This is a genomic window from Massilia antarctica (assembly GCF_015689335.1).
Lineage (GTDB): Bacteria > Pseudomonadota > Gammaproteobacteria > Burkholderiales > Burkholderiaceae_D > Telluria_A > Telluria_A antarctica.
The window spans coordinates 3,014,839-3,027,480 of the sequence record NZ_CP065053.1 but is presented as its reverse complement, the minus strand read 5'-3'; the positions used below and the strand labels follow the sequence as shown (position 1 = coordinate 3,027,480).

At 63.9% G+C, this 12,642-nt stretch carries 10 protein-coding genes; 4 read left to right on the top strand and 6 right to left on the bottom strand.

The genetic code is table 11. The features are described 5' to 3' along the window. Positions 1-3 precede the first annotated feature (3 nt). Positions 4-1,326 (bottom strand): GH1 family beta-glucosidase, encoded by a 1,323-nt coding sequence (locus IV454_RS13675; protein WP_206091890.1) that lies wholly within the window; start codon positions 1,324-1,326, stop codon positions 4-6. Positions 1,327-1,430: 104 nt separating this feature from the next. Next, positions 1,431-3,848, bottom strand: coding sequence for a TonB-dependent receptor (locus IV454_RS13670; protein WP_206091889.1), 2,418 nt, complete (start codon positions 3,846-3,848; stop codon positions 1,431-1,433). Positions 3,849-4,031: 183 nt separating this feature from the next. Between IV454_RS13670 and IV454_RS13665 the strand changes: the two genes are divergently transcribed. Next, a complete protein-coding gene (locus IV454_RS13665) occupies positions 4,032-5,582 on the top strand; it encodes a tryptophan halogenase family protein (protein WP_206091888.1) in 1,551 nt (516 codons plus the stop codon). Next, positions 5,579-6,592, top strand: a complete 1,014-nt coding sequence (locus IV454_RS13660) for a LacI family DNA-binding transcriptional regulator (RefSeq protein ID WP_206091887.1) — start codon at positions 5,579-5,581, stop codon at positions 6,590-6,592. The genes IV454_RS13665 and IV454_RS13660 overlap by 4 nt, the downstream gene beginning before the upstream one ends. Before the next feature lie 58 nt (positions 6,593-6,650). Here the strand turns inward: IV454_RS13660 and IV454_RS13655 are convergent, their stop codons facing one another. The 4 genes from IV454_RS13655 to IV454_RS13640 form a co-directional block, all read right to left on the bottom strand. Continuing rightward, a complete protein-coding gene (locus IV454_RS13655) occupies positions 6,651-7,172 on the bottom strand; it encodes a hypothetical protein (protein ID WP_206091886.1) in 522 nt (173 codons plus the stop codon). Then, positions 7,169-8,200: a nucleotidyltransferase family protein gene (locus IV454_RS13650; RefSeq protein WP_206091885.1), complete on the bottom strand. Its 1,032-nt coding sequence runs from the start codon at positions 8,198-8,200 to the stop codon at positions 7,169-7,171. The genes IV454_RS13655 and IV454_RS13650 overlap by 4 nt, the downstream gene beginning before the upstream one ends. Positions 8,201-8,225: 25 nt before the next feature. Next, positions 8,226-8,699 (bottom strand): D-glycero-beta-D-manno-heptose 1-phosphate adenylyltransferase, encoded by a 474-nt coding sequence (gene rfaE2, locus IV454_RS13645; RefSeq protein ID WP_206091884.1) that lies wholly within the window; start codon positions 8,697-8,699, stop codon positions 8,226-8,228. Between the two features lie 141 nt (positions 8,700-8,840). Continuing rightward, the gene (locus tag IV454_RS13640; protein ID WP_206091883.1) at positions 8,841-10,013 is read right to left on the bottom strand and encodes a PilT/PilU family type 4a pilus ATPase; all 1,173 of its coding nucleotides are present in this window, start codon (positions 10,011-10,013) and stop codon (positions 8,841-8,843) included. Positions 10,014-10,166: 153 nt separating this feature from the next. Here IV454_RS13640 and IV454_RS13635 point away from each other — a divergent pair, with 153 nt between their 5' ends. Then, positions 10,167-11,123 carry a hydrogen peroxide-inducible genes activator gene (locus IV454_RS13635; RefSeq protein WP_206091882.1) on the top strand — a complete coding sequence of 319 codons (957 nt, stop codon included), beginning with the start codon at positions 10,167-10,169 and terminating at the stop codon, positions 11,121-11,123. 367 nt (positions 11,124-11,490) lie between these two features. Next, positions 11,491-12,639, top strand: coding sequence for an acyl-CoA dehydrogenase family protein (locus tag IV454_RS13630; RefSeq protein WP_206091881.1), 1,149 nt, complete (start codon positions 11,491-11,493; stop codon positions 12,637-12,639). Positions 12,640-12,642 lie beyond the last annotated feature (3 nt).

Below are 12,642 nucleotides of genomic sequence, written 5' to 3'. Positions count from 1 at the left end.
CGATCAGCGCTGGCGCTGGGCGGACAGGAAATCGCGGTACCAGATGGCGCTGTCCTTGAGCGTACGCTCCTGCGTCTCGTAATCGACGTGGACGATGCCGAAGCGCTTGGCGTAGCCGGAGTTCCATTCGAAGTTGTCGAGCAAACTCCAGAGGAAGTAGCCGCGCACGTCGACGCCCTGCTCCATGGCCGCCTTGAGCGCGTCCAGGTGCATCTGCACATAGGCGATGCGTTCCGGGTCGGCCACCTTGCCGTCGCTGACCGAATCCGGATTGGCCATGCCGTTTTCGGTGATGTACACCGGCGGCAGCATGTATTCGGCATTGAGTTTGACCAGCAGTTCGGTCAAGCCCTGCGGGTAAATCTCCCAGCCCATGTCGGTGAAACCGAGCTTGCCGGGCGGCGTGCGCGGCGGTGTTTCGGCGCTGCAGAAGGAACGGAAGTAGTAATTCACGCCGAGGAAGTCGATCGGCTGGGCGATGGCGGCCAGGTCGCCGTCGTGCACCACCGGCGCGTTCTCGCCATGCGCGCGCAGCGCCAGTTCCGGATAGCGGCCCTTGAAGATCGGGTCCATGAACCACTGCACCGAACGCGCGTACTCCAGTTCCGCCATGGCGCGGTCAGCCTCGGAATCGGTGGCCGGATCGGCCGTCCACTGGTTCAGCACAATGCCCAGCTGGGCCGAGCTGGCGGCGGCGCGCATCGACGCCATCGCCAGGCCGTGCGAGAGCAGCAGGTGGTGCGAAACCTGGATCGCCTGTTTGGCGTCCGCCACGCCGGGCGCGAACTGCGCATTGCCGTAACCGAGGTTGGCGCTGCACCATGGCTCGTTGTGGGTGGCGATGGCCGCGATGCGGTTGCCGAAACGGCGCGCCACTTCGTGCGCGTAGTCGGCGAAGCGATGCGCGGTGTCGCGATTGAGCCAGCCGCCGTCGTCCTGCAAGCCTTGCGGCAGGTCCCAGTGATACAGGGTCAGGTGCGCCTTGATCTCTTTCGCCGCCAGTTCGTCGAGCAGGCGGTCGTAGAAACCGAAGCCGGCCTCGTTCCAGGCGCCCTTGCCGCTCGGCTGGACCCGCGCCCAGGCCATCGAGAAGCGGTAGGCGTCCACGCCCAGCGAGGAAATCAGGCCGACGTCTTCGCGATAGCGGTTGTAATGGTCGCAGGCGACGGTGCCGTCGCTCTTGTCCTTGATGTTGTTCGGGTTCAGGCAGAAGGTGTCCCAGATCGACGGCCCCTTGCCATCAGCGCTAGCGCCGCCCTCGATCTGGAAAGCGCTGGTCGCGACTCCCCACGTAAAGTCGGTAGGGTAGTGATTGGATTGGTTCATTGTAGAGCTCGATATCGGTGGGGCAATGACGGGACGCGCGGCGCCCTTGCAGGCACGCCGCGCCGCGGTCCGCTTCCCGCGGGAAGCGGACGGGTTGGCGCTACTTAGAAGTCGACGCCGGTGTTAAAGCCGACGGTACGCGGCGGCAGGTACTGCGCCATGTACGGGCCGAAGGAATTGCCGGCGCTGGTCTTGATGTTTTTGTCGGCCACGTTGCGCACGAAGGCATCGACCCACCACTTGTTGGCCGTGTAGCGCAGGCCAAGGTCGGTGCGTACATACGCCTTCTGGCGGTCGCCCTCGCCCAGGTTGAAAACGCTCAGCCAGGACGCGGTTTCGTAGTGGGTCGAGATGCGCGGCACCAGGGTGGCGCCGCCGGCCAGTTCGAAGTTGTGCTGGTACTGCAGCTGCAGCGAGAACTTCGGCGCGTGCGGCATGGTGTTGCCGGTCACGTCCAGGCAGGTGCTGATGCCCGGGATGGCGCACTTCGGCAAGCTGTAATCGTTGGTGCCGCCGACCAACTTACCCAGCTTGGCGCGGGTGTAGGCCAGGGTCAGTTGCAGCTTGTCGTCGCGCGTGATCTTGGCCGCGATTTCCGACTCCACGCCAGACACCTTGGCGCCTTCGGCGTTGTTGGTGGCCAGGCCGCGGGTGCCGTCCGGATTGGTGATCGGGGCGCTGAACTGGAAGTCCTTGAAGTTCGAGTAGTACAGCGCATTGTTCATCTTGACCGTGCCGCCGAAGAAGGTGCTCTTGCTGCCGATTTCGTAGTTGGTCAGGGTTTCGGCGCCGTACGGACGGCCGCCATCCTGCAGGCCGCCCGACTTGTAGCCGGTGGCGACGCTGGCGTAGACCATGTTGCTGCGGTCCAGCTCATAGTTCACGCGCACCAGGCCGGTGACCTTGCTGCCGTGGTAGACGCCATCGTTCGATGGTACGCCAGGGCTGTAACCCTGGCCAGGAATGCGCGGATCGATCGATGTGGACAGCGGCACCTGGGCCACGTCCTTGTCGTAGTTCCAGGTGTAGCCGTTGCCGCCGACGTTGGTGCGCTTGTCCTTGGTGTAGCGCAGGCCGCCGGTCACGTGCAGGCTCTCGCTGGCGTTCCAGGTGGCCTGGCCGAAGGCGGCGCTCGATGCGACGGTTTCCTTCGGCTGGATGAAGGAACCCTGCCAGCCGACGGTGCCTTCCTGGGTGCCGTTGAAGATCGGGATGTCGAAGCGGATGTCATTTTTTTCAGCCGCGTAGTACAGGCCGAGCTGCCAGTCGATATCGTGCTTGCCGAGCGACTGCAGTTCCAGTTCGTGGCTATGGTTCTTGTAGTTCGACGAGACCGTGTTGTTGGCCTGGTAGGTCGCGCCAGTGGCAAAGCTGGTCGGTACGGCGGCGCCGCCGTCCTGGTCGAAGGTGGACGAACCGGAAAAACGCGATACGCCGGCGATGTAGTGCAGCGCCATCGAATCGTTGATCGTGTATTCCAGGCGCGAGCGGATCGCATCGGTATCGCGCTTGAGGGACGGGGCCACGTCGGCCAGGGTCGACCACAGGTCGGTGCCGGCGCGCGGGTTCTGGAGCAAGTTCATGCTCGGGGTGCCGCGGTCGGCGAATTTTTCGTAGGAGACGTTCCACTTGAGCGAAGGCGCGATGTTCCACAACAGCGACAGGCGCACCGCGGTCTGGTCCTGGGCGCCGTATTTCGGGCCGCCGGCGACGAACAGGTTTGGATTGATCGGACGGAAATCGGCATCCTTGCCGCCGCCGGCCTTGAAGGCGGCGCGCTGGTCGGCCAATGGGATGGCCGGCAGCTTCTGGTAATCGATGTAGCCTTCGTGCTGCTCGTGCACGGCGGAGACGCGCAGGGCCGCGGTGTCGCTCAGCGGGATGTTGACCGCGCCGCGCGTACCGAGGCGCTTGTAGTCGCCCATGCCGGCTTCGAAACTGCCCGAGCGTTCGCCGATGACCGGCTTGGTGGTCTGCATGTTGACCGCGCCGACGGTGGAGTTGCGTCCCCACAGTGTGCCCTGCGGGCCGCGCAGCACTTCGATCGCTTCCAAGTCGAACAGCAGCGAGGTGGCGCCTTCCGGACGCGGCGAGTAGATGCCGTCGACGAAGGTGGCCACTTCCGGATCGGCGTATTCGGTCTTGGCGCTGTCATTGCCGATGCCGCGCAGGGTCATGGTGATCACGCCGTGGTCGCCCTGGCCGGTGGCCTGGAAGCCCGGCACCAAGTTGACCACGTCCTGGATGGTCTGGACATGGTTGTCCTGCAGCGAAGCGGCGTTGATGGCGGTGATCGCGATCGGGGTTTTTTGCAGCGGGGTCGAACGCTTGGTCGCGGTGACGACGACTTCGGGAATCACGTTCGAGTCGGCGCTGGCGACGCTCTTGCTGACCGCAGGTGCTGCCGGGGCTTGCGCCACATCCTGGGCGTGCGCCGCGCTGATACCCGCGAGCAAGGTCAGGATGGCAAGTTGGATTGGGGCGCGAGCGCGGCGAAACGCCTGGGTGGCGGTAGGTTTCATGCAGTCTCCATTCGGAATTGACCGATTTTTGTTGTTCATGACGTGGCTGGGCGAGAAAACGTTTTCATATTACGTGAAAACGATTTCATGGTACATTTCGGTGCATTCCAAAGTCAAACGAAATATTATGGTCCGACCGGATTTGTCATATTCGCCACACACGGCCACAAAAAGGGGCAATTCATGAAAGCGTTTCATAATGTGTTGATCGTCGGCGGCGGCACGGCCGGCTGGCTTACCGCCTGCTACCTGGCGCGCACCCTGGGGGCCGGCGCAGGCGCGGGCGCGGGCGGCGTCAGTATTACTCTGGTCGAATCGCCCGAGATCGGCATCATCGGCGTCGGCGAAGGGACGTTTCCCTCGATCCGTTCGACCCTGGCGGCGATCGGTATCGACGAAGCGCGCTTCGTACGCGAATGCCAGGCCACCTTCAAGCAGGGAGTGCGCTTCAACCATTGGGTGCGCCCGGCAGGCGCGCCCGGCGCCGACCACTACTTCCATCCATTCAGCCAGCCGAGCCAGCGCCAGGGCGGGCCGGAACTGCTGCCGCACTGGCTGCAGGGCACCGCCGGCGCCGGTATCCCCTTTGCCGCAGCGGCGACCATGCAAAAACGGGTGGCCGATGCCGCGCACGGTCCCAAGCGCCTGGCCGACGCCGACTACGCCGGGCCGATGAACTACGCCTACCACTTCGACGCCGGACGCTTCGCCGCCCTGCTGGCCGAGCATGGCCGCTCGCTCGGCGTGCGCCACGTGCAGGCCCTCGTGGACCGGGTCGAACTCGATGCCGACGGCGCGATCGCCTGCGTGCACACGCGCGAACAGGGCGCGCTGAACGCGGACCTGTACGTCGACTGCAGCGGTTTTCGGGCCACGCTGATCGGCGAAGCGCTCGGCTCACCGTTCCGCAAGATCGACGACGTGCTGTTCGTCGACCGCGCGCTGGCCATGCAGGTGCCATACCCCGCCGCCGACACCCCGATCCCCTCGTACACCATCTCCACCGCGCACGAAGCCGGATGGACCTGGGACATCGGCCTGCAGCAGCGGCGCGGGATCGGCTACGTGTATTCAAGCCGCCACACGAGCGACGAACGCGCCGAACAGGTGCTGCGCCAGTACATCGGCGCGGCCGCGGACAGTCTCACGCCGCGCCAGCTGAAACTCAATATCGGCTACCGCGACGTGCAGTGGATCAAAAACTGCGTGGCGGTCGGACTGTCGGGCGGCTTCCTGGAGCCGCTCGAATCGTCCGGCATTGGCCTGATCGAAACGGCGGCGTACCTGATCGGCCACCTGTTCCCGTTCAACGGCGACAGCGCGCCGGTGGCGGCCCAGTTCAACCGCCTGATGCGCGAGCGCTACGAGCGCGTGGTCGACTTCATCAAGCTGCACTACTGCCTCTCCCAGCGCACCGATTCCGCCTTCTGGACCGACAATACCGATCCGCGTTCGATTCCCGCGTCGCTGCGCGACAAGCTGGCCATGTGGCGCTGCCGGCCCCCGCACCGGCTCGACTTCGTGGCCGACGTCGAGATGTATCCGACGTCGAGCTGGCAGTACGTGCTGTACGGGATGGAGTTCGCCACCGGCCTGCATCCGAGCGCCTGCCATCCGGCGCGGCGCGACGAGGCGGCCGCCGAATTTGCGATGATCGCCAAACTGGCCGGGCACGCGCTGGCCGACCTGCCGCCGCACCGCGCGCTGGTGGAGCACTTGTGCGAGCGCCGATGAAGAACAACGACATCGGCCCCGTCACCCTGCACCAGGTCGCGCATGCCGCCGGCGTCTCGCCGGCCACCGCATCGCGCTTCATGAACGGCACCGCCAGGGTGTCGGACGCCAAGCGGCGCAGCATCGAAGACGCCATCGAACGCCTGAACTACAAGCCGAACCTGGTGGCGCAGGGCCTGAAAATGGGCAGCACGCGCACCATCGGCGTGCTGACCCAGTCCCTGGTGAGCGGCTACTTCAACGACGCCATGGTCGGCATCGAGGATGCGGTCAAGGCGGCCGGCTATGCGCTCTTGATCATGAGCGGACACTGGCACGCGCTTGAAGAAGCCGAGCGGGTCGAACTGCTGATCGGACGAAGGGTGGATGGCGTGGTGATCCTGACCGGGAACATGAGCGACACCCAGATCCTCGATTTTTCGCAGCGCGTGCCGATCGTGGCGTTCGGGCGCAAGCTGGAAGGCGAACGTGTCTTCGGTTTTGTCCTCGACAATTACGGCGCCGCCTGCGAGGCCATGGAATTGCTGATCGAACAGGGGCACCGGCGCATCGCGTTCATTCGCGGCTCTGACGACCAGGAAGATGCGCACGCGCGCCTGGCCGGCTACCGCGACACCCTGGCGCGCCACCGCATCGAGCCCGATCCGGAGCTGATCGTGGCGGGCGATTTCCAGGAGTCGGGCGGATTGCAGGCGGTCAACCAGCTGCTCGGGTCGGGGGCGCGTTTTTCCGCCATCTTCGCGGCCAACGATTTAAGTGCCTACGGCGCGCGCCTGGCGCTGTACCGGCGCAGCATCCGCGTGCCGGAAGACGTGTCGATCATCGGCTTCGACGACCTGCATAGTTCGATGTACACCACCCCGCCCCTGACCACCGTGCGCCAACCGCTGTACGACGTCGGTTCGTGTATCGGCACCATGATGCTGGGGATGATCGGGCATCACGAGGTGAAGGTGCCATTGCCGGCATTGAGCCTGGTGGTGCGGGAATCGGTGCGGCGGCTGACTTAGGCGGTCGCGCATGGCCCGGGGCAGGCGGCGCTGCGTCGGGTTCCACATGCCTGACCGTTCAATCCTTGATGTAGCTTTGCGCGTCGCGTTCGCGGCAACTCAAGGTCGCACAACGTGCTTTCGGCAAGGTGTTCCTGATGCTGAATGACCGCAGTTCGGCGCCAGGATCGACATTTTCTTCCAGCCGGCAGCGGTTGAGCGTCGCGAATTTTTTCAGCGCTGCCGTGTTGGTGACCACCTTGACCGTCACGCCGAGCCCCTCGCTGACGCAACAGCCGACATAGCGGGTCATGTATTCCTCTTCGATCACCACCAGCGGGTGCCCCAGAAAGGTGGCCGCTTGATTGAGAAGGTAGTAGTCGGTGTAATCGGCGCGCCCGTTCGGACGCGGATTGACGTAGCCCGCTTTCATGTAGGCCCGGATCGCTTCTCCGGAGCTGCCTGCGCGCTGGTTCGAATTCCGGTCATATTTCATGGCGCCGATCAGGCCAGCCTCGAGCCCGGGATTCTCCTGCGCCGCGACAACGGTGGAAACGAAGGCGGCGAACAGTCCGGCGAGAAGGATCTTCTGTCGTTTCATGACCAGACCTTTTGAAAAGCGCGGACCTGGTCGATCACGCCGTCGGGCGTGAGGGTGAGCACCCACTGCTCGAACGACAGCGCCGCATCGTGCGGCGCGTTCATGAAACTGGCGCGGCAGGCGGCCATGAACTCGCCCAGTTCGCGGCCCTGGTAGCCGGTGTGCGCGGCGACGAGCGTGCCATTCCATACCAGTTTGGCGCGCTTGTGGGTGTCGTGCTCCTCGATCGCCTTGAGGTACTGCGGACGCGCCTCAAGGAAGATGTCGTTGAAGATGCGCCGTTCCCAGTCGGCCCGTTCGGCATCGCGCTCGGGCGAGCTGCGCCCGCCGTCCCAGGCCGACCAGGTATAGCGGTCCAGTTCCGGCTTGTCCGCTATCCACGCCAGGAACGCGGTGTACGACGGCCGCTTGGCGTCGCGCACGCGGCTGGCGGCGTTGCGGTTGTCGAGCAGGTAGATCTGGCGGTGAAAGTACGGGGTCGAGGCGGCGAATTCGAACACGTCGTCGAGGGTCTCGAAGCCTTGCAGGTAGCGCGCGTGGTCGTAGCCGAGCAGGGCGAACGTTTTGGCGACGTCGCGCGTGATGAGGATCTCGGCGAACACCTGGTCGTTGTCGCGCAGGAGTTTCCACAGACCGTCATGGCCGTACTTGAGGCCCATCTTGTGGGCGATCCGGCCCATCAGGTTGCCAAGGTCGTTGAATGCGTAGTACGACGCGGCGAATTCCATTTCATCCGCCGGGGTGGTGATCAGGTCGATCTGCATCGCGCGGAAATCGAAGGAGACCACGTCGCCGTTGACGATCAGGTCTTGCGGCGCGAAAACGGCTTTGACCTGCTCGATCCAGTCGGGCGGCAGGTGGGTCGATTCGATCAGGATGTCGCTATCGCCGAAGGTCTCCTTGCGGCCGTAGGCGAGGATCGGCTGGCAGCGAATCGCCGGGAACAGCGCGCGCAGCTTGTCGATCACGGCGGCGGTGATGGCGGCGTAATCGGCGGCCGACTGGCGGGTGACGCCGACGTATTTCATGGCGTTTCCACCCATGGCAGGTTCCTTATGTGCGGATTTTAGAGAGCAGCTTGGTGGTCGAGCGGTCGTGTTCGAAATCGATGGCGACGGCCTGGCCGCCGTAGGCCAGCACGGCCTGGCCTTCTGGGATGGCCTGCATGTCGTAGTCGCCGCCCTTGGCGTAGATGTCGGGGCGCGCTTCGAGGACCACTTCGAGGGCGGTGTCTTCGTCGAAGTCGACCACCAGGCTGACCGATTCGAGCGCGGCCAGCACGGCCATGCGGTCGGCGGCGGTGTTGAGCGGACGGTCGTCGCCTTTTCCGAGGCGTTTGACCGAGGCGTCGGTGTTGGCGGCCACCACCAGCGAGGCGCCCAGGGCGCGCGCTTGCGCGAGGTAGGTCACGTGGCCGCGGTGCAGGATGTCGAACACGCCGTTGGTCAGCACGACCGGTTTGGGCAGGGCGGCGACGCGGGCGGCGAGGTCAAGGCGGGTGCAGAGTTTGTTTTCGAAGTCGGGCATGGGATCAAAGTACTGTATTAACCAATTTCGCTACCTCCGTCGTTCCCGCGCAGGCGGGAACCCAAGCCCGTTGCTAAGCCGAAAAAACTTGGGTTCCCGCCTGCGCGGGAACGACGATGTAGCGGCGGGAACGGCGGGGGGTTACTCTTCTTCTTCCTCGTCCACCGCCATCGACAGATCATTCGAGCGCGATGCGGTAGCGGTGCCGGGTTCCTTGCGGTCGCCCCGCAGTTTGATCTGCAGGCGCAAGCCGTTGGCCGAATCGGCGTTGCGGATCGCTTCGTCGTAGCCGATCTGGCCGCGGTTGTATAACTCGTACAGCGCCTGGTCGAAGGTGCACATGCCCAGCTCGCGCGACTTGTGCATGATCTCCTTGATCGACTGGAAATTCCCCTTCAGGATCATCTCGCTGATCGTTGCCGTATTAAGCAAAATCTCGATGGCCGCCTTGCGCCCCTTGCCGTCTTCCGTGCGCACCAGCCGCTGCGAGACGATCGCGCGCAGGTTCGACGACAAGTCCATCAGCAGCTGGTTGCGCCGCTCTTCGGGGAAGAAGTTGATGATCCGGTCCATGGTCTGGTTCGAGTTGTTCGCGTGCAGGGTGCCCAGGCACAGGTGGCCCGTTTCGGCGAACGCGATCGCGTGCTCCATCGTCTCGGTATCGCGGATCTCGCCGATCAGGATCACGTCCGGCGCCTGGCGCAGCGTGTTTTTCAGCGCCGCGTGCCACGAATGCGTGTCCACGCCCACTTCGCGGTGGGTGATCAGGCAGTTCTTGTTCCTGTGGACGTACTCGACCGGGTCTTCCACCGTGATGATGTGGCCCGCCGAATTGGCGTTGCGGTAATCGATCATCGCCGCCAGGGTGGTCGACTTGCCCGACCCCGTGCCGCCCACCACCAGTACCAGGCCGCGCTTGGTCATCACGACCTCTTTCAGCACTTCCGGCAGGTCGAGCTTCTCGAAATTCGGGATTTCGGAGGCAATCGTGCGCACCACCATCGCCACGCACTGTTGCTGCACGTACACATTGACGCGAAAACGACACACATTCGGTAACGAAATTGCAAAATTACATTCCATTTCCTTCTCGAACTCATTGCGTTGCTTGTCGTTCATCAACGACAGGGCCAGCGCGCGCGTGACTTCGCCGGTCAGCTTTTGCTGACTCATCGGTTTCATGGAACCCTGATACTTCATGCTCGGAGGAAAATCAGCCGAGATGAACAGGTCGGAACCGCCCTGATGGTGCATCACGGTCAGTAATTTATGGATGTAGGCCTGCGCTTCCAGAGGGCCAAAAGTGGTGGACATGCTCGCCTTTCAAGTGATCGGCAGGTCGAAAATCCGCCTGCGGCCCAATTATATCGACTGCATTCCGGTAGAATATAATTTCTTTGCTGACTCACCAGCAACATCGTGTCACGACGGCCGCGCCGCGCCCGTCCTCTTCCTGCACCGATCTTTATGACCCTGACTGAACTGAAATATATCGTTGCCGTCGCGCGTGCGAGACATTTCGGGCATGCCGCCGAAGCGTGTTACGTCGCCCAACCGACCTTGTCGGTCGCCATCAAGAAGCTCGAAGACGAGCTCGGCGTGGTGCTGTTCGAGCGCGGCGGAGCGGAAATTTCCGTCACCCCGCTCGGGGCGCAGATCATCGCGCAGGCTGAAAGAGTGCTCGAACAGACCGCCGCCATCAAGGAACTCGCCAAGCAGAACAAGGACCCGCTGGCCGGCCCCCTGCGCCTGGGCGTGATCTATACCATCGGCCCCTACCTGCTGCCGCCGCTGGTGAAGAACATCATCGAGCGGGTGCCGCAGATGCCGCTGATCTTGCAGGAAAACTTCACCGTGCGCCTGCTCGAATTGCTGCGCCAGGGCGAACTGGACGCGGCCATCATGGCGCTGCCGCTGCCGGAACATGGCATGTCCATGCAAACCCTGTACGACGAACCGTTCGTCGTGGCCGTGCCGCAAAACCATCCGTGGGCCAAGCGCAGCGCCATTTCGGCCCAGGATTTGAAATCCGAAACGATGTTGTTATTGGGCAACGGTCACTGCTTCCGCGACCAGGTGCTGGAAGTGTGTCCGGAAATGGCGCGCTTTTCGTCGCCCGGCAACGGCATGCAGCGCACCTTTGAAGGTTCGTCGCTGGAAACGATCCGCCACATGGTTGCCAGCGGCATCGGCCTGACCGTGCTGCCGCGCGCCTCTGTACCCGACATGCATTCGCGCAGCAACATGCTGGCCTTCGTGCCGTTCGAAGCGCCGGTGCCGGAGCGCCGCGTGGTCATCGTCTGGCGCAAGAGTTTTACCCGCCGCGCCGCGATCGACGCGGTGTGCGAGGCGGTTGCCGCCTGCGAGCTGCCTGGTGTCGACATGTTCGTGCCCGACGGGGTCGTGCCCGATCGGGAGATGTAAGCCGGGGCACGATGACCGGCACGCCTGGGCCGCCAAGGCCGGGGTCGGGGAACGCCTGGCCATCGCGCCCTGCGCGGGAACGCCAGCCCTGACCGATTCGCCCGGCACCGCCCCCACCCTGTTCGTTGCGCGCCCGCGCTAAGGAGGGCGCCAGCATGCCTGCGGCGGGCTTGGCAAGGTCGCGCGCCCACCCCACGAGGCGGCACAAACGAGGTCCGTCCCGGACCGCTTCGATTGCATCCATTGGAAATATGCTCCGATAGCGAAAACGCTACAATCGTGTTACCTAAGTGACACAGCGCATCTGGCGCGATCTCCCCGGATCTGCCGCCGAACTCGCTTTTTTCGACAGGACTGGATGCTCACCATGTTTGCGACCAAACTTCTCAGCCTGAAAGATACTGCGGCGACTGTCGCCAGCGAGATCGCTCCTTTCGCTTCCGAGGTCGACAGAGAGGCCGCCTGGCCTGCCCGTTCGATGGCCGCGCTGTCGAAGGCCGGGCTGATGGGGTTGCAAGTGCCGGAACAACTCGGCGGCCATGGCCAGGGCCTGCTCGCGCTGGCGGTGCTGACCGAAACGCTGGGCAAGGCCTGCCCGTCGTCCGCGCTGTGCTTCGGCATGCATTGCGTGGGGACGGCCGTGATCGCCGCCAAGGCGACATCCTACCAATCCGAACATTACCTGAGCAAGATTGCGCGCGGGGAGCATATCACCACCCTGGCCCTGTCCGAAACCGGGACCGGCGCCAATTTCTATCTGTCCGACACCTTGATCACCCTCGCCGGCGGCCAGTTCCTGGTCAATGGAACCAAGCAGTTCGTCACCAACGGCGGGCGCGCCGACTCCTACGTGATCTCGGCACTGAGTCCGGATTCCGGCGAAATTGGCGACTTGAGCTGCCTGATCGTCGACAGCGACGCAGTCGGGGTCGAATGGCTTGAACCTTGGCATGGCTTCGGCATGCGCGGAAACTCGTCGCGCGGCATGCGCCTGACGGATGCGCGTGTGCCGCTCACCAATCTGTTGGGCGACACTGGCGACCAGATCTGGTACGTATTTGAAGTCATCGCGCCCTACTTTCTCATGGCAATGGCGGGCAGTTACCTCGGCATCGCGCAATCCGCACTCGAGGCCGTTGGCGAGCATATGCGCACGCGGCGCTACAACCATACCGGCGACTCGTTGCGCCACGTAGAGCCGTTGCAGATGAAGTACGCCGACATGTGGAGGTCCATCGAAAAAACACGGCAACTGCTGTACGCAGCCGGAGAGCGCGGCGACCGCGGCGACCCGGACGCGCTCCCCTTCATTTTGTCCTGCAAGGCCGATGCCGCCGAGACCGCCGTGGCGGTCACCAATGAAGCGATGACGATTTGCGGCGGCATCGCCTACCGCGAGAACAGCCGGGTGAGCCAGATGCTACGCGATGCACGCGCCGGCCATGTGATGTCACCCACGACCGATATGCTGAAAATCTGGGCCGGGCGCTCTTTGCTGGGCTTGCCGTTACTGTAAGCG